Source organism: Streptomyces sp. NBC_01635, assembly GCF_045209715.1.
Classification (GTDB): domain Bacteria; phylum Actinomycetota; class Actinomycetes; order Streptomycetales; family Streptomycetaceae; genus Streptomyces; species Streptomyces hirsutus.
Window position 1 is genome coordinate 1,567,034 of record NZ_CP109277.1, and the last position, 17,328, is coordinate 1,584,361.

Below are 17,328 nucleotides of genomic sequence, written 5' to 3' on the forward strand. Positions count from 1 at the left end.
AGGATGTTCGATGGATGTGTTGGCTGAAGTCCGGTCGTCCAGAATGACCGGTCTCCAGATCCGCGCCGTGGCAGTCGCGATGGCGTTGATCATCATGGACGGCTTCGAGATCGCGATGATGGCGTTCACCGCCAAGCCGATGGCGGACGCGTGGGGCGTGAGCGATGCGACGCTCGGGATCGTGCTCAGCGCGAGCCTCTTCGGTATGGCCGCGGGTGCGATCCTGTTCAGCCCGGTCGGTGACCGCCTCGGCCGCCGACCGCTGACGACCATCTCGGTGGCCATCGTGCTGGTCGGTATGGTGCTCGCCGCGGTGGCCCCGAACGTGGCCGTCCTGATCGTGGCCCGGTTCCTCACCGGGTTCGGCATCGGAGCGATGTCGCAGCTCAACGCGTATGTCTCGGAGTTCGCCTCCGATCGCCGTCGCGGAACGGTGGTCGGGATCTACGCCACCGGATTTCCGATCGGTGCCACCCTGGCCGGCGTGGCCGCGAGCCTGCTCGTCGAGCCGGCCGGCTGGAAGTCGATGTTCGTGGCCGGTGCGGTCCTGGCTCTCGTCATGCTCGTCGTGTCATGGGCGTTTCTTCCGGAGTCGATCGACTTCCTGGTGGCCCGCCGTCCCAAGAACGCCCTCGAACGGGTCAACACCGTCCTCAACAAGATGGGGCGGCCAAGCCTGAAGGAGTTGCCCGAGGTGACCGAGGGCGAGCGTGCCCACCTCGGTGTCACTGCGGTCTTCGGTGGTGCCACCGGGCGCAAGACGCTCGTACTGTGGCTCGGCTACGCCTGCCTGATGGCGTCCTACTACTTCGCGAACTCCTGGATTCCCAAACTGGCCGCGGAGTCGACCGGTGACGATCAGATGGGCACCACGGTCGGCTCGTTCCTCAACTTCGGCGGCATCTTCGGCAGCCTGCTCTTCGCGGCAGTCGCGATACGGGTGCTGCCGAGGAGGATCCTGCAGGTCACCATGGCCCTCAGCGTGGTCGGCACCGTTTGCTACGGGGCCACGTTCGGGGTCGCCTGGCTCGCCGTCGTCCTGGGAGTCGTCCTGGGAGTTCTCGCGGTCGCCTCGGTGGCGGGCTTCTACGCCGTGGCACCCGAGGTCTACCCGGCGGCGCTGCGCGGCACCGGTGTCGGCTGGATGCTCGGTGTCGGACGGCTGGTGTCGATCGTCTCGCCGATCAGCATCGGTTACCTCCTTGACGGCGGCTGGTCCGCGGGGAGCCTGTTCTACCTGATGGCCGTACCCCTCGCGATCGGCACGGTCTGCATCACCGTCCTGGCCCGACTGCAGAAGAGAGAGGCGGGCAACGTCCACCGGGCGCAGGTGCCGGCGAGCCCGTCCCCCGTCTCCTGATCGGACTTCCGAATCCGTCACGCGGTGCCCGGCCGGACTCCCGGCCGGGCACCGCGTGGGTCGTGGTGATGCCGGCGTCGCGACGGGCGCGGCGCGACGGCCTCTCAGGAATAGCCGTGCGGGAACTCCGCCTCCATGTCCCAGTGGACGTCCTGGAGCCCGTAGTCCTCCGCGAGCTCGCGAGCGCGGATGAACCGGCTGGCCACCAGACGCGCGGTGCGCAGCACCGCTCCGTCCGTCCTGGCCTTGTCGATGCGACTGCTCGGCGCCGAGACGCTGACCGCGGCGATGGGGCGACCGTTCACCAGGACCGGAGATGCGACGGCCCCCTCGCCCATGTTGTATTCCTCGTGCGTGTAGGCGAGGCCGGACTCGTGTGTCAGCTGCAGTTGCGCCCGCAGCCGTCCGGCGTGCATCACGGTGTGCCGCGTGCGGCGGGAGAGCTCGAGGTGCTGCGCGATCACGCGGTCGCGGTTCGCGGCGTTGACGAAGGCGAGCATCGCCTTGCCCGACGCCGTCGTCAGCGCGGGTTCCCGTACGCCGACCACGGAGGAGGCGATGCTGCTCCGTGAACTCGTGACCTGGTCGATCAAAATGACGTCGGAGCCGTCCAGGACCGACAGACCCACCGCCGCACCGAGCTCGAGGAAGAGATCACCCAGCAGCGGAGCCGCGACCTCCCTCAGACCGTCGGGACGCGCGTGGACGAAGTGGTTTCCGAGTTCGAACATGCGTAGGCCGAGTCGATAGCTGTTCCCGCTGCGGATGACGTGACCGCTCTTGGTGAGCTGGACGAGGATGCGGAAGGCGGTCGACTTCGGGATCCCGGTCCGCTGCGCCAGTTCGGTGACACTGACGGTGTGCCCAGCCTCGAGGAAGGCATCGAGGAGAGCCAGGGCCCGGCTGACCGCGACACTCGGTTTGACGCGGAAGGAAGCTTCGAGAGGATCCGAGCCTCCGACCGCATGCTCGTCAGTCATGATCAACTCTCTATGCTCGTCAGTCATGGTCAACTCCCTTCCCTCCCCCGATGCCGTACGGGCTCACACCGATGTCCGACCGATGATTTCCCGATGGAGGACAACCCGCAAGGCCTCGAGTGCCCTGGTCAGCCCGATCCCAAGGAACGGCGTACGGATCGCCGGTCTCGGAGAACGAACCCCGGATTCGTGACTCCACGCCGTCGGAGGACGCGGAACGCAGGGCAAGGAAAGCGATGCGTCAGCGCACGGAGTGAAGCCGGGCCCGGAACCCTGCCGACGCGTCCGTGCCGCGGACCACCCCCGCTGACCGACGGGGCCGACGCGGACTCAACGATCGGCCGGCTCGACGGCGAGCCGTGCCTGCCAGCGGTAGAGGTCGCCCCGGTACCAGCTGTGCAGGCAGTCGAGCGGTCCGGAGGGCGAGCGCAGGACCCGCTCGGCGAAGAGGACGGCGGCTCCCAGCCCGATGTTCAGCCGGTCCGCGACCTCCACGTCCGCGAGTCGCGCGGACAGGGTCTGCTCCGCTTCGCTCATCTCGACGTTCTCTCGGCGCAGGAGGCTCATCAGCCCTTCCTCCGCGAGCTCGGCACGGCCGAGGACCGCCGCGACGGTGGGACCGACGTAATGGACCGAGTACACGAAGGGCTGATCCCCCCACAGCCGCCTGGTGCGATAGACGGTGCCCGTCTCGGCGTCCGTACCGAGGGCCTGCCGCACGCTCGCGGGGAACCGGACGTCCTCCTCGACGTGGACGTCGAGGACCTTCAGCTGTGGCGTACCGCGGATCAGATCGCCGATGGACCCTACGAAGCCGCGTGCCGCAGGGGCGTCCCCGGAGCCTCGGACGTACGTACCGCTCCCCTGTCGCCGGATGAGCTGACCACGCGCGACCAGCTCACCGACCGCTCTGCGGACGGTCGCCTTGCTGACGCCGAACTCCGCCACCAGTTCGTCCTCCGTGGCGAACCGGGAGCCGGGCGCGTAACCACCCTGGCTGATCCGCTGGGAGAGCACCGCGAAGATGCGCTGGTAGAGCGGCGCCGGTATCGGCGTGAACGTCATCTCGGTCCCCCTTCTCGGTCCGGCCCCCGGCCCAGGGCCCGGTCAGCCTGCCGTGCCGGTCACCGGAACAGCGGCACACCGCGATTCCGGGCCGGGAGGTACGCGCACGCCCCGATCGGACCGGTGTCCCTCAGGTGCCACGTTCAGCTCCTCTTCGGCCTGTGCCACTGTGCAGCACCATGGCCACGGCCCTGCGACGACACCGACCCTAGTCTATTCATACGGAAGTGCGGATGACAGTGACTGATGGGGTGGATGCGGTGCTTCTCGAGAGAATGCGGTTCGACGGCCAGGGCGTCGTGGTCACCGGCGCGGCCGCGGGGATCGGCGCGGCGACGGCCCGCGCCTTCGCGGAGCTGGGGGCGTACGTCATCGCGGTCGACCGCGACAACGAACGGCTCCCGGCGCTCGCCGAGAGCCTCGGCGACGCCCAGCACACGCTGGTGACCGCGGATGTCACCTGCGCCGGCCACATCGACCGGATCGTCCGGGCGGTGGCGTCCAGCGGCGTACCCCTGAAGACGTTGGTCAACAACGTCGGCGTCAACGACAAACTGGCCGCCTCGGACACCACCCGAGAGCGCTGGCACCGTGCCCTCGACCTCAACCTGAGCGCGAACGTCTTCCTCACCCAGGCACTGCTCGACCCGCTGCTGGAGTGCCCGACCGGCGGAAGCGTCGTCAACGTCTCCTCGGCCCACGGACTGGTCGGCATGCCCGGCGCCGCCAGCTATGCGACCTCGAAGGCCGGACTGATCGGATTCACCAAGCAGCTGGCCGCAGAGCACTCCGCAGCCGGCCTCCGGGCCAACGCGGTCTGCCCGGGCCTGACGCTCACCGAACGGATCACCGAACGCGGTGCCCTTCCCGAGGATCAGCGTGATCGCCTCCTCGGGCGGCGCTTCGCCGAGCCCGGCGAGGTCGCCTCGTGCATCGCCTTCCTGGGCTCCGACGCCGCGTCCTACCTCACCGGCGCCGTCCTGCCGGTGGACGGCGGCTACACCGCACGCTGACGACGGCCCCCCGGCCGACCCGATCGGGCCGCGGACCGGCACCGCGCCCATGACGGGATGCCGGTCCGCGGACCGTCAGGCGGTCGGCATGCCCATGCGGTTCCCGTACGGCAGCGCGCCGGCGGCCGAGACGGTCACGGCGAGCCGGCCGACCCGCTCGATCTCGACGACGATCTCGTCCCCGTCGGCGAGGGGGCCGACCCCCTCCGGGGTGCCGGTGGCGATCACGTCACCCGGCTGCAGGGTCATCACGGAGCTCGCGTACGCGATGAGCCGGCTGACACCGTAGATCATCCGGCTGGTGTTCGAGTCCTGGCGCAGCTCCCCGCCGACCCAGCACCTCAGGGCGAGGTCGTCCGGGTCGCCGACCTCTTCGGGGGTGACGACGAGCGGGCCGAGGGGCGTGAACGTGTCGTAGGACTTCCTGGTCGAGCGGTCCTCGGTCGAGCGGGTCGTGATGTCGAGGACGCAGGTGTAACCGAAGACGTAGTCCAAGGCATCCGACGCCGACACGTGCCGGGCCTCCTTCCCGATGACGATCGCGAGCTCGCCCTCCTGGTCGGTGCGCACGTCGGTGTAGGGCAGCTCGACCGTCCGACCCGGCCCGATCACGGACGTACTGGCCTTGAGGAAGACACCCCACTCCACGATCGTGTTCGGGTTGCCCATCTCCGCGACGTGAGCGCGATAGTTCGCCGGCGCACCGATGACCTTCCGCGGGAACGGCAGTGGCGCGTCCCAGGCCGCACCGCCGACGTCGACCGCCGGGGCGGTGCGGACCTCGGCGGCGCTCAGCGGCCGACCGCGCTCGATCAGCCTCTGGAGCGGGCCGGCCGGACCGGCCGGCGGGCCTGCCAGGCCGGTGACGTCGTGGGCCGCGCCGTCCGGCAGGACGGCGATGAGGCGGTCGTCGAGTACTCCGAAGCGCATCCGGACTCCTTGGTGGGCTGGTGTGAGTGGGGTCGGATCCAGGACCCGGGCCCGGGACCTGTCGAGGCGCGCCCGGCCGGCCGGGCGGCGAGGGCCGCCGCGTGGCCCGGGACGATCCGCCCGGCGACGTCGTCGCCGGGCAGGCGGGACGGCTCGGCGAGTGCCCCGTCGCTCAGGGCCCCGACAGCACCGAGGAACACCGCCGTGCACGGTTCCTTCCCGGTGCGGGTCCCGGCGAGATCGGTGGATGGAGGCACACCTGCGGAGCCTAGGCACCGATCAGCACGCCCACCTGAACGCGATGCCACCTGGTGACACAGCCGCATGGCTCGCTCCCCGCGACACGAAGGACTCTTCTGGGCACCACCCTCCCCACCTCTGGAGGAACAGCTTGAGTACGACAGCCGAAAGCCGTGCAGCGGCGAGCACCGGTCCGAACTTCGCGGTTCCGGGAGAACCCGACGCCGCCTTCTACGGGCGTCTGGGCGAGGCCCATCTCGCCCCCCTGTGGCGTGTCCCCGGCACCGACGCTCCGGAGCCGGTGGTCACCGACGTTCCCCACGTCTGGCACCGACGCGACGTCATGGCGCTCATGGACGAGGCCGCCACGGCGGTCGACCTGGGCGGTGAGTCCGATCGCCGCGCCCTCAACGCCGTCAACCCCGCGCGCCGCAAGGGCACCACGCACACGATGATCGCCGGCTACCAACTCGTCCTGCCCGGCGAGACAGCCCCCGCGCACCGGCACACACCGTCCGCGATCCGGCTCATGCTCTCCGGCTCCGGCCACACCATGGTCGAGGGAGAGCCGATGCTGATGAACCCGGGCGACCTCATCCTGACCCCCGGCTGGACCTGGCACGATCACCGCAACGACGGCGACGAGCCCATGCTCTGGCTCGACGCGCTCGATGTCCCCTTCGTGCAGACGATGAACGCCCAGTTCTACGAGGACTTTCCCGGCAAGCAGCTCCAGCCGCTCACCCAGGCCGAGGACGCGAGCACCAACCGGTACGGCACCGGGATGGTTCCGTACGGCACCCGCTCCGGGACATTGCACTCGCCACTGACCAAATACCCGTACGCCGCGACGAAGGAGGCCCTCGCCAAACTGCGGGTGGACGAGGGCTCCCCGGAGCACGGGGTCGAATTGGAGTTCACCAACCCCCTCACCGGCGGGCCGGTCCTTCCGACGATGACCTGCGGGATGCACCTGGTGCCCGCCGGCAACGCCGCGATCACGCGCCGGCACACCTCGAGCGTCATCTTCTGCGCCGTCGAGGGGGCCGGCCACACGGTCATCGACGGTGAGCGCTTCGACTGGGAGCAGCACGACTTCCTCGCGATCCCGTCCTGGTCGACGTACCGGCACGTCGCCGACGACGGAACCGACGCGGTTCTCTTCAGCATGAACGACCGACCCCTGTACGAGCCGTTCGGGCTCTACCGCGAAGAGCGGGAGGAGCAGTCATGACCGCAGCTGACAAGATCGTCGTCGTGGGCGGGGGAATCGGCGGCGTGAGCGCCGCCGTCGCCCTCGCCAAGCGCGGGATGGAGGTCACCGTCCTGGAGCGCGCCCCCGAGATCAAGGAGATCGGCGCCGGCCTCCAGCTCGGCCCGAACGCCGGGCGCGTCCTCCAGGACCTCGGCGTCATGGACGCCGTCCTGCGCACCGCGGTTCTCCCGCACCGCTTCGTCCTGCGCGACATCTACACGGGCAACGAGATCTACCAGGCCACGATGGGCAAGGAGTTCGTGCAGCGGTACGGCGCCCCGTACACCGTCATCCACCGCGCCGACCTGCTCGACGCGCTGCTGGAGGTCGCCCTCGCCACCGGCAACGTCGAGGTCGTGACCGGCAAGGAGGTCGTCGCCGTCGAGCAGACCGACACCGCCGCGCATGTCCAGTGCGCCGACGGCAGTACCTATCGGGGCGACGCCGTCATCGGCGCCGACGGCCTGCGCTCGGCCGTACGCAGGCTGACGCTGGACGACTCCGAGCCGATCCGGTCGGAGTACGTCATCTACCGCGGTCCCGGGCCCCGGCCGGAGGGCACCGAGGACGCCGTCATGCTCTTCGCCGGCGACGAGATCCACCTCATGCAGTACCCCGTCCAAGGCGGCGAGCTGCTCAACCGGGTGCTCTCCTTCCGCAGCCGCACGGCGGCACCCGGCAGTGAGCAATGGGCCACCCGCGAGGAGCTCTTCGAGCGGTTCGCGAACACCTGCGACCACATCAAGGAGTCGCTGCACACTCTCGACCTGGAGACCCGATGGGTGCAGTTCGACCGCAAGCCGATGGCCGGCTGGAGTGACGGCCGCATCACCCTGCTCGGCGATGCCGCGCACCCGATGCGGCAGTACCTCGCGCAGGGCGCCGGTCAGGCCATGGAGGACGCGGTCGTGCTCGCCGACGCTCTGGGAAACGGCGCCGCGGACGTCCCGGCCGCCCTCGCGAAGTACGAGGAGATCCGCTACCCGCGCACCAACGCGGTGCAGGAGAACACCCGGTTCTTCGGCGAGATGGTCCACCTCGGCGGCGCCGGTGCCATCCTGCGCGACGCCTACCTCGGCACGCTCGCCGACAACGACTACTCCCTGGCCCAGTGGCTCTACGGCACCGACGGCGTCGCACCGCCGAGGGTGCCCGGCCACATGGACATCTACTCCAAGAGCTGAAAGCGGCTGACGATCCTCTGATGAGCAAGCTCAACCTGACCATCGCGGCCACCAACTACGACCGCCTGCGCGCTCTGCAGGACGGACGGGTGCGGGCCGAGGGCATCGACCTCAACTACCTGACCCTCCCGGTCGAGGAGATCTTCCACCGCCAGATCAAGCACCACGAGTTCGACCTGAGCGAGATGAGCCTGTCGTCGTACGTGCTCACACTGGAGCAGGGCGCGCCGTTCGTCGCCGTCCCCGCCTTCCCGTCACGCTACTTCCGGCACCAGTCGATGTTCGTCAACCGCAACAGCGGCATCGCCTCACCGGCCGACCTGAGGGGCAAGCGCGTCGGCCTGCCCGAGTACCAGATCACCGCGGGCGTCTGGCAGCGCGGCATGCTGGAGGACGAGTACGGCGTCGCCGTCGAGGACATGCGGTTCTTCACCGGAGGCGTCGAGGACAGGGGCCGCAGCGAGAAGATCCGGCTCGACCTGCCCGAGGGCATCTCCGTGCGGCCCATCGGTCCCGAGCAGACGCTCTCGCAGATGCTCGCGGCCGGTGAGCTCGACGCGGTCTTCAGCGCCAGCACGCCGTCCAGTTTCCACACCAGCCCCGACGTGACCCGGCTCTTTCCGGACTACAAGGCGGTCGAGGCCGACTACTACCGGCGCACCGGGATCTTCCCGATCATGCACGTGGTGGCGATCAGACGTGACGTCGTCGAGACGAACCCGTGGGTGCCGCTGTCGCTCTTCAAGGCGTTCGAGCAGTCGCTCGCCCTGGCCCGGGAGGACCTCGAGTACCGCAGCTCGCTCAAGCTGATGCTGCCGTGGCTGGCCCACCACCTCGAGGAGACCGTCGAGGTGATGGGCGAGGACTTCTGGAAGTACGGGGTGGAGGCCAACCGCCACACCCTGGAGACGTTCCTGCGCTACTCCAGGCGTCAGGGACTCGCCAAGCGGAAGTGGAGCCCGGAGGAGCTCTTCGCCGAGACCACGACCGCCGCCGGCTTCACGGTCTGACCAGGATCGCTGTCAGCTCGGCGAGGTCGTCGACCTCGTCGAGCCGGCCGAGCAGTTCGAGGGCGTCGTCGGCACGGGCCGGCTCGAGCATCCCGGTGAAGCACCAGTTGGCACGGAACTTGGCCTCGATCCGGGCCGCGCTGAGCGGAGACGAGAGCGGGTTGCCCGTGGCCGTGTCGCGACTGGCGGTCAGGGACGTACCGTCCCGCAGCCCGACCGTGAGAGTCGCTGCCTCGGGGGTCGCCATCGGACGGCCACCCGTGATCGAGACGCGGTCGGCCAGCGCCGCGACGGCGGGGTCGCCGACCGCCTCCTCGGTGTATTCCGCCAGAGCCGCCCGGCCGCGGAGGAGCGCGCTGGCCGCGGCGTACCTCAGACTGAAGATCGCGTGGCCCTGCGGGTTCCGGCCGGGGGCGAACGGCTGGTCCAGCGGTGAGTCGACGTGCATCGGCGCGACGTCGAGGTGGATCCGGCCGATCTGTCCGGCGTCCGTGCCGGCCTCACGGAGCCGGGCGGCGACCTCGAGCGCGCAGTCGATCGCCGAGTGGGTGAAGCGGCATGAGGGGTAGGGCTTGAAGGTCGCGTCACCGTGGAAGACGGCGCCGAGACCATCCGCCACGACGTCCAGGTCGACGCCGTCGCAGTACATGTCGATGTAGCCGTTCGGACCGAAGAACGGATCGGGGCTGCCGGTCCAGCCGTGAGCCGCGAGCTCCGCCGCCTCGATGCCGTCGCGGGCGGCCAGGCCCTGGGCCAGCTTGAAGGTGTGGGCGCCGGCGTCGATCGCCTGGAAGGTGCCACCGAGCTGGTGGAGCACGATCCCGAACGCGTCGCGCAGCCGGAGTTCGTCCAGGCCGAGGAGCCTGCCGGCGATCGCTGCGACGCCGAACTTGTTGACCAGCCCCGGACTGTCCCATCCGGCTCCGGGGACGTACGTCGCTCCCGCCGTGAGCCGGGCGGCCAGGTCGTCGCCGAGAACGAGGGCGGTGATCAGCTCACGACCGGACGCGCCGGTGCTCTCCGCCATCGCGAGGGCGGCCGGCACGGTGGACTCGGAGATGTGCGACCAGACCGGTGTGGTGCCGATGTAGGGGATGAGCACGCCGAAGTCGTTGCCGCGGGCCGCGATGGCGTTCGCGAACGCGGCCGGGGCGGTCGGGAGGCGCTCTCCGCCGGGCAGGACCGTGGCGCCGGGCCTTCCGCCCCGAGCGACGAGGAGGCTGCGCAGTTCAGGGCTGCCGGCGGTGTCCGCACCGCCGATGACGCAGCCGACGATGTCGGTGATCCGCTGCTTCGCGTGCCGGACGGTTGCCGCGGGGAGGTCCTCGAAACGCGTGCGCGTCACGGCGGCGAGGATCGCCGCCGTGACCTCGGAGGGGACGGGCGCCGTCATATCCGGCTCCCCGTGCGGGCACCGTCGAGGGTCGCGTGGACCAGTCGGCGGGGTGCCAGGGCATCCCCCACGCGATAGAACTCGCCGGCGGTCTCGGGGAAGGGCACCGGTGTGGAGGTGGTCACGAAGACCACCGCGTCGACCTGCCCGATCGAGCTGATCCGGCCGCTGAAGACGTCGTACAGCTCAGGCTCCACCCCCGCCTTGTGGAACCGGGTGACCGGCCGGATGTCGACCTGCTTCTCGTGGAGCCGCTTGGTGAGCAGGTGGAGGATGGACGGCTCGGCGCTCTGCCCGGGGAGCAGGCACTCCGAGATCAGCGTGACGCTCCTGCCCGCCTGGGCGAGGTAATCGGCCGCCGCCAGCGGGGCGACGTGGTCGTTGAGCCCGCCCACGACCAGCACCCGGTCACCGATCCGGTCGAGGTCCTCCTCCAGCAGCGAGAGCCCGGAGTAGACCGGCACGTCGTCGATCCCGGCCATGTCGGGGATGTCGGGCACCGAGCCCGTGGCCACGACCAACGCGTCGGCACCGTACGCGGCGATGTCCCCGGGCCCGACCTCGCGGCCGAGCTGCACCTCGACGCCCGCCTCGTGGACCTCCCGGACCAGGTCGCCGAGCAGGTTGGCCATCTCCTTGCGGAACGGGTCGCTCACAAGGGTCGCGATCTTGCCGCCGAGCCGGTCGGACCGTTCGGCGAGCACGACGTCGTGCCCGCGCTGAGCGGCGGTCCTGGCGGTCATCAGACCGGCCGGGCCGCCGCCGATGACGAGCACCTTCTTGCGGCGGACGGGGTCGGGCAGGTCGAGCTCGTCCTCCCGGCCGGCCCAGGGGTTGACCGGGCAGGAGGAGGCCCGGTCGGGGTAGTGGCACTCGTTGATGCCGATGCATCGGTGGATCCGGTCGGCACGCCCGCCGGCGGTCTTCCGGATGAAGTCGGGGTCGGCCAGCAGCGCCCGGGTGGTGCCGATCAGGTCGCAGACGCCCTCTTCGAGGAGCCGCTCCATCAGCTGGGGGCTGTTCATCCGGCCGGTCAGACCCACCGGGATCGAGACGGCGGCCTTGACGGCCGCTGCGGCCTCGGCGTTGAAGCCGGGCTCGAAGAGGGTGGAGGCGACATACGGGAGAACGACCCCGTCGTGCAGCGCCATGATCGTGCCGGCGGTGATGTTGACGTAGACGAGGTCCTTCTCGACCGCCTTGACGATCCGGCAGATCTCCTCGGTGGTGAGCCCGTCGGTCTCGGCCTGGTGGCCGCTGATCCGCATCGCGATCGGGAAGTCCGGGCCGCATGCCTCGCGGATCGCCGCGATCGTCTCGACGAGGAACCGTGTCCGGTTCTCCAGCGAGCCGCCGTACTCGTCGGTGCGACGGTTGGTGGTGCGGGAGAGGAACTGCTCGATCAGGTAGCCGTGGGTGGCGTGGATCTCGACGCCGTCGAGGCCGGCCCGCTGGACGCGGGAGGCCGCACGTGCGAAGAGACGCACGACCCGCTTGACCTCGCCGGTGGACAGCTCGTGCGGCTGGGCTCGCACCTGTGGGTCGGGCAGGCCGCTGGGAGACACCATCGCCTGGAACGTCTCGGGCAGCCGGATCGCGCCCCGGTTGGCGACCTGGCCGAAGGCGACCCCGCCGTGCCGGTGCACGATCTCGGCGCGAGCCCGGAGCGACGGCAGGAGGCGCTCGTCGTAGTAGGCGTCGCCCTCCTCGGTCTCGGCGTCCGGACCGTTGTCGATGTCGTGGACGCCGACATGGTCGAGGTGCCCGGTGTCCACGAAGGCGAGGGTGGAGATGGCCTCGTGGAGCACCGGGATCCCGACCAGCCCGACGCCGCCGGCCACTCGGGTCTCGAGGTACTTGAGGTAGCGCTCCTCGCTCAGCTTCGGGTTGTGCGTGGTGAGCATGATCCGGTTCGGGATCGTGAATCTCCCGACCGTGACCGGGGAGAGCAGGCGGCTGTAGGCAGCGTCGGGCATGGGGGTCTTCCGTCCTTTACGCGGTGAGGTCCTACGACGTCGTCCGAAGGCGCGTCACATCGTGGTCCGGTAGCGGTCACCGTGGAGTCGCACCAGCTGGTCGTTGCGGTAGGCCACCGCCGCCGGGTCCATGTCGGAGGACGGGACGGGCTCGGGGATGAAGGCGTTGTACGGGTCCTCGCCGCGTACGAGCGTGGCGTAGTCGGTGGGCTCGCCCTCGCGCTCGTACGGCGCCATGTAGCGCACCGCGATGCCGACGCGGCGCTGGTCGGAGCGGCTCGGGGCCGAACCGTGGAAGATGAACTGGTGGTGCAGGGAGAACTCCCCCGGCTCCAGGACGAGCGAGGTGGCGTCGTCCTCGTTCACCTCGACGGCGATCTCCTGGCCCTGCGAGAGCAGGTTGTCCGTGCCTTCGACGAAGGAGTGCGGCGCCTGCTCGGTGTGCGTGCCGGCCACGACCTTGAGGCAGCCGTTCTCGGGGATGCTGGGGGCCAGTGCGATCCAGGCGGTGAGCATCTCCCCGCCCGCGGGGATGTTGGAGAACGGCGCGTCCTGGTGCCAGGCGACGAAGCCGGGGTGGTGCGGGTCCTTGATGAAGAACGACGAACCCCAGCAGTAGATGTCGGGGCCGATGATGCTCTCGACCACGTCCAGCACCGGGTCGAGCCGGATGATCTCGTTGACCCAGGGCAGCACCAAGTGGGACTTGGAGCGGAGGACGGGGCCGGCCTGCGGCCCGTGCTCGGCCTCGAAGGCCTCCAGCCGAGCCCGGTAGGACGCCGCTCGCTCGGTGCTCATGGCGCGCATCGGGAAGAGGAAGCCGTCGCGTCGGTAGTCCTCGACGCGGGACTCGGCGAGCGTTGCAGTCATGGATGAGCCCTATTCATGCGTAGTTGCGTAAGACCAGAACACCAGATGAAATTCATCTGGTCAATCGGATGATTCGTTCTTTTGTCGTACGTACGGCTTAGCCGACCCGCTTGTGGCCCCAGAAGTGCGCGGCGCTCCAGCGCCCGGGGACCCAGGTCTCCTCGTCGATCTCCAGGCCGCCGTAGCCGTACTCCATCTCCCAGCCCGACGGCGTCTTGACGTAGTAGGAGACCATCTCGTCGTTGGTGTGCTTGCCCAGCGTCGAGCCGAGTGCGGCGGCCCCGTCGAGGACCTTGTCGTACGCACGTCCGACCGTGTCCATGTCGTCGACCTGCACCATCAGGTGGCCCAGGCGAGGAGCGACGCCGGGGCGGTTGGCGAAGGCGATGGAGTGGTGGCGCGGGTTGCAGTGCAGGAAGGTTCCCGGGTCGGGACCGATGTCGATGAAGTCGCTCAGCCCGAGCTCGAAGATGTCCATGTAGAGCTCGCGGAAGGGGGCCGAGGAACTGACCGCGAACATCACGTGGCCGATGCCCATGTTCTTGGTGACGAAGCGGGCGCCGGTCGGCGAGATGAACGGCGTCTGGTCGCGCCGGGCGCCGTAGTAGACTTCGACGCCGTTGCCATCGGGGTCCTCGAAGGCGAGATAGTCGGTGACCTCTCGGGAGGCGGCCTCCTCGGTCGTGGCGCGGTGCGGGGTGTAGCCGTGATCGCGCAACTTCTTTTCGATTGCCTCGATGTCGCCCGGACCGCGGACCTCCCAGCCCACCGCGTCGATGTGCTCGACCTCGCCCCGGTGAAGGTCGATGCGCCAGCTGCGTTCGTCGAGCCGGAGCTTCAGCCGGTCCTCGGTGTGCTCGACGATCTGCATGCCGTGCACATCGCTGGCGAAGACCTTCCAGGCGTCGATGTCGCGTACGGTCGCGACCAGGTATCCGAACTCGCGGATGCGTCTCATCTCTCCTCCTCGTTGCATGCCGGTCCCAGGCCGTTGTGCATGCCTTCTCGGAGTGTGGTGCCGGTCACGCGCATCGCTCATTCCTGCGGTGCCACTGCGTGAAACCGCATACAGCGACCCCGACCACATGCCGGGACACCATGTGCCGATGCCCGCCAACCCTCAGACCACAGAGCCGCCGCCGTGGGACGAGACCCGGAAACACGCCGACCTCGAACGCGCGGCCAACATGCTCATCAACGCCGACCTGACCGGACGTCCGGCCCGAGGCATCACCGCCCTGCTGGAGCCGTACGCCGAACAAGGCGCGGAGACAGTCGCGGCACTCAACTTCCGGCGAGCCATGGACGAGGGCTGCCGTGTGGCCGGGCGGGCGGTGTCCTTGCCGGAGTCTCCGGACGGGGCGGTCGCTGTCGGTGGCTACTACCTCAGCAGCTCGGTGCACGGCTCGGGAGCGGTGATCCCGAGCAACCAGCTCGTCCAACCACTGGTCACGGGTGCCTTCGCCGTCCGGATCGGCACCCCGCTGCACCACCTCGACGTCACCGTGCCTGAGATCCATGCCGCCGCCGCAGGGATGTACGCAGCGCTGGTGCTCAACGGTCGGCGGACCGTCATCGACGAGCCCTCGACGACGCTGGAGCGCATCGCGGACAACGCGCACGCGGGGCATGTCGTCGTCTCCGACACCTGGCTCGCTCCCACGGGCGTAGACCTCGCCTTGATCGGGCTCGATCTGGCGACGGACACTGCCGCGGGACGTTTTTTGCTGCCTGCGGGGACGTGGACGCAGCTCGCCCATGCGCTGCGTCGTTCGATCGCGCTGTTCGGCCCGGTCCAACCCGGTGAGGTCGTGGTCCTGCCATGCGAGGGGCGTGCTCTCGAGCTCGCACCGGACGCCACCGCGACGCTGACCGCCGGGCCTTTCGGAACCGTGCGGGTCAGCCACGGCCAGGGCAGCTATGAGGAGGGGTTCGAGCCCCTGACACCCGCGAAGTGACTGGCGTCACGATGGCATCCGACTGCCGGCCAATATCGGCGTGACCTCGTCGTACTCGTGATGCTCGTACGCGTCCCGGATCTCCCACGCGTGCTCGTACGCGGTCTTCGGACGCTCGGTGTACCGCTTCACGTCCGAAACGTCCTCGATGCCGAGCTGCTCGGCCAGGTGCTCCACCACCGGCCACGGCACATCCAGCGGATCGCCCGGCAGGAGCTGGGCGAACTGAGGGGTCCACGACCTGGGACATCAACGAGTGGTTGTGACTCCTTCACCTCTCCTGCGCAGGGTGTGTCAATTTAACGGCTCTGGCCCACATTCGGTGGTACCCGAGCGTCAGGCATTGTCACGTTGGTGTGGGTGTGACCAGCTGATGGCGTGTCGGGGTGTGGTGGGGCCGGGTGGCAGTTTCGGGTCAGGCCGCGGTGGGCGTGGCGGCGGCACCGGTGATCTGGTCCCAGATGGCGAAGCGGACGGCCCTCTCGGATCGGTGGCCGTGCGCGGCCGTCAGGCGGCGGGGTCTGAAGTGGGGTGAGATGCCGCTGAACGCGGCCAGGAAGCGTTGTGCTGCGCCGGCGGAGCGGGAGCCCTTCAGTGCACGTTCGCGCCGGCGCGTTGGCTGGTGGGGGTTCTCAGCCCGGTTGTTCACGCCTTTGTGCGAGCGGTGCTCGACCGAGGGTATGACCTCGCGGTGGGCGGCGCCGTAGGAGCGGAGCTTGTCGGTGACGATCACCCGCGGCACGGTGCCGGTCTGCTTGAGGAGCTTGCGGAAGAAGCATCTGGCGGCGGCCTTGTCGCGCCGGTTCTGCACAAGGATGTCGAGCACGGTGCCGTCCTGGTCGACGGCACGCCACCGGTACTTCCGCTCGCCGTTACTGACTTCGGCGTTTTGAGGTCAGGGCGGTGGTGGGTCGAGTTGGAGTCCGGTCTCGGCCATGAAACCGTCCAGGGCCGCGGGGCGGTACTGCAGGCTCTTGAGCCGGTTGCGGACCAGGATTTCCAGCCGGTCGACCGTACCGGCGGTGAGGTGGGCCAGCCTGTGTCGGCAGTGTGCCCACACTCCCTCCACCGGGTTCAACTCCGGTGCGTATGCGGGTAGCAGGAAGACGGTCAGCCACGAGCGAGCGGCCACCAGTTGCTGCATCGTCTTCGAGACATGGGTGCTGAGCCGGTCCCAGACCAGCACGATCGGCGCCCGCAGCAGTTGGTGGGCGCCATCGACCAGGTGCATGTAGTCGGCCTCCGACAGGCTGCGCCGCTCGCCTCTGCGGCTGTAGTGGACGCGGATCCGGTAGCCCAGCCGGGTCCAGGAGCCGGGCCGCAGCGCGATCAGGCCCGCCAGGGAAATGCGGCCCGACCGGCGGCCGGACACCGTCACCACCGGGGTGTGTCCGCGTCGGCCCCTGGGGGCACCCCCGGGCGGAGCCTGGGGGAGTGCGCCCCTTGGGCGGCCGCTGTTGCCGGCCGGCTTCGTCCTCGAAGCAGATCCAGCCGTCGGTGGCCGCCCGGGTCCTTTTATCTCCGGCCAGGTGCCTTCCTTCCAGGCGGTCACCGCCTGCTCGTCGCGCTCGGCGGCCCGTCGCCCGGGTACCTGCGGGGTGAAGCCGAGCCGGTGCATCAGCCGGGTCGCCCCCGAGACGCTGTAGGAGATGTGGAACTTCCGGCCGATCAGGGTTGCCACCCGGGCACCGGTCAACACCTGGTCCTCGTCCCAGCCGTGCGCGGCCGGGCCCTGCTCCAGCATGGCGGCCAGTTTTCCGCGCAGGGCCGGGCCGAGCCTGCACCGCTGCCCACCCGGCCCGGTGGAAGCCAGGGCCGCTGTGCCGCCGGCGGCCCAGGCTCGCCGCCACTGGCAGGCCGACTTCGGTGACACCCGCAGCTGCCGGGCCACCTCCGGGGCACCGACCCCGACCGCGAACAGCTCGGCCGCCCGCAGACGCACCGCCTCACGCCGTGCACGCTCTTTAGCGGTCATCCCGCCACCGTCTGCGTACCTCATACCTCCCGGTCTACCGCCGCATCCGGGGGACGCCAACAGGATCAGTGCCAGCCTGACCCCAAAACGCCGAAGTCAGCATTTACGCGGCAGAGTCA

At 69.6% G+C, this 17,328-nt stretch carries 14 protein-coding genes and 2 pseudogenes; 6 read left to right on the top strand and 10 right to left on the bottom strand.

The features are described 5' to 3' along the window. Positions 1-43: 43 nt before the first annotated feature. Positions 44-1,360, top strand: a complete 1,317-nt coding sequence (locus tag OHB56_RS07595; protein ID WP_406352337.1) for an MFS transporter — start codon at positions 44-46, stop codon at positions 1,358-1,360. 104 nt (positions 1,361-1,464) lie between these two features. Here the strand turns inward: OHB56_RS07595 and OHB56_RS07600 are convergent, their stop codons facing one another. Together OHB56_RS07600 and OHB56_RS07605 are read right to left on the bottom strand one after the other, a co-directional pair. Further along, complete coding sequence (locus OHB56_RS07600; RefSeq protein ID WP_406352338.1) at positions 1,465-2,340, bottom strand: IclR family transcriptional regulator; 876 nt, start codon at positions 2,338-2,340, stop codon at positions 1,465-1,467. A 330-nt stretch (positions 2,341-2,670) separates the two neighbouring features. Further along, positions 2,671-3,405, bottom strand: a complete 735-nt coding sequence (locus tag OHB56_RS07605) for a GntR family transcriptional regulator (RefSeq protein ID WP_406352340.1) — start codon at positions 3,403-3,405, stop codon at positions 2,671-2,673. Between the two features lie 260 nt (positions 3,406-3,665). Here OHB56_RS07605 and OHB56_RS07610 point away from each other — a divergent pair, with 260 nt between their 5' ends. Beyond that, the gene (locus OHB56_RS07610) at positions 3,666-4,418 is read left to right on the top strand and encodes an SDR family NAD(P)-dependent oxidoreductase (RefSeq protein WP_406352342.1); all 753 of its coding nucleotides are present in this window, start codon (positions 3,666-3,668) and stop codon (positions 4,416-4,418) included. Between the two features lie 75 nt (positions 4,419-4,493). On the opposite strand, the gene OHB56_RS07615 is transcribed toward OHB56_RS07610, so the two are convergent. Next, positions 4,494-5,348 (bottom strand): fumarylacetoacetate hydrolase family protein, encoded by an 855-nt coding sequence (locus tag OHB56_RS07615; protein WP_406352344.1) that lies wholly within the window; start codon positions 5,346-5,348, stop codon positions 4,494-4,496. A gap of 391 nt (positions 5,349-5,739) precedes the next feature. Here OHB56_RS07615 and OHB56_RS07620 point away from each other — a divergent pair, with 391 nt between their 5' ends. From OHB56_RS07620 to OHB56_RS07630, 3 genes are read left to right on the top strand one after another with little or no spacing between them, the layout of a single operon-like run. Then, positions 5,740-6,822: a cupin domain-containing protein gene (locus OHB56_RS07620; RefSeq protein WP_326751576.1), complete on the top strand. Its 1,083-nt coding sequence runs from the start codon at positions 5,740-5,742 to the stop codon at positions 6,820-6,822. Then, complete coding sequence (locus OHB56_RS07625) at positions 6,819-8,027, top strand: FAD-dependent oxidoreductase (protein WP_406352346.1); 1,209 nt, start codon at positions 6,819-6,821, stop codon at positions 8,025-8,027. The genes OHB56_RS07620 and OHB56_RS07625 overlap by 4 nt, the downstream gene beginning before the upstream one ends. A gap of 20 nt (positions 8,028-8,047) precedes the next feature. After that, entirely contained in the window at positions 8,048-9,037 is a 990-nt protein-coding gene (locus OHB56_RS07630) for an ABC transporter substrate-binding protein (RefSeq protein WP_388192279.1), read from the top strand. Here OHB56_RS07630 and OHB56_RS07635 read toward each other — a convergent pair. The 4 genes from OHB56_RS07635 to OHB56_RS07650 form a co-directional block, all read right to left on the bottom strand. After that, positions 9,027-10,430 carry an MmgE/PrpD family protein gene (locus tag OHB56_RS07635; RefSeq protein ID WP_326751579.1) on the bottom strand — a complete coding sequence of 468 codons (1,404 nt, stop codon included), beginning with the start codon at positions 10,428-10,430 and terminating at the stop codon, positions 9,027-9,029. The two genes, OHB56_RS07630 and OHB56_RS07635, sit on opposite strands and share 11 nt — an antisense overlap. Continuing rightward, complete coding sequence (locus OHB56_RS07640; protein WP_406352348.1) at positions 10,427-12,406, bottom strand: FAD-dependent oxidoreductase; 1,980 nt, start codon at positions 12,404-12,406, stop codon at positions 10,427-10,429. Before OHB56_RS07640 ends, OHB56_RS07635 begins: the two co-directional genes overlap by 4 nt. 54 nt (positions 12,407-12,460) lie before the next feature. Next, complete coding sequence (locus OHB56_RS07645) at positions 12,461-13,276, bottom strand: phytanoyl-CoA dioxygenase family protein (RefSeq protein WP_406352350.1); 816 nt, start codon at positions 13,274-13,276, stop codon at positions 12,461-12,463. Positions 13,277-13,373: 97 nt separating this feature from the next. Further along, positions 13,374-14,234, bottom strand: coding sequence for a VOC family protein (locus OHB56_RS07650; RefSeq protein WP_326751582.1), 861 nt, complete (start codon positions 14,232-14,234; stop codon positions 13,374-13,376). A 148-nt stretch (positions 14,235-14,382) separates the two neighbouring features. On the opposite strand from OHB56_RS07650, the gene OHB56_RS07655 reads away from it, so the two are divergent. Then, positions 14,383-15,234, top strand: a complete 852-nt coding sequence (locus OHB56_RS07655; protein WP_406352353.1) for a hypothetical protein — start codon at positions 14,383-14,385, stop codon at positions 15,232-15,234. Between the two features lie 45 nt (positions 15,235-15,279). Here the strand turns inward: OHB56_RS07655 and OHB56_RS07660 are convergent. The 3 genes and pseudogenes from OHB56_RS07660 to OHB56_RS07670 form a co-directional block, all read right to left on the bottom strand. Beyond that, a pseudogene (locus tag OHB56_RS07660) lies at positions 15,280-15,453 on the bottom strand (DUF4158 domain-containing protein); the annotation flags it as partial. 196 nt (positions 15,454-15,649) lie between these two features. Then, positions 15,650-16,108: pseudogene (locus OHB56_RS07665) on the bottom strand (transposase); the annotation flags it as partial. Between the two features lie 21 nt (positions 16,109-16,129). Further along, on the bottom strand, positions 16,130-17,209 hold the full coding sequence (locus tag OHB56_RS07670) for an IS630 family transposase (RefSeq protein ID WP_406352355.1): 1,080 nt from the start codon (positions 17,207-17,209) through the stop codon (positions 16,130-16,132). Positions 17,210-17,328 lie beyond the last annotated feature (119 nt).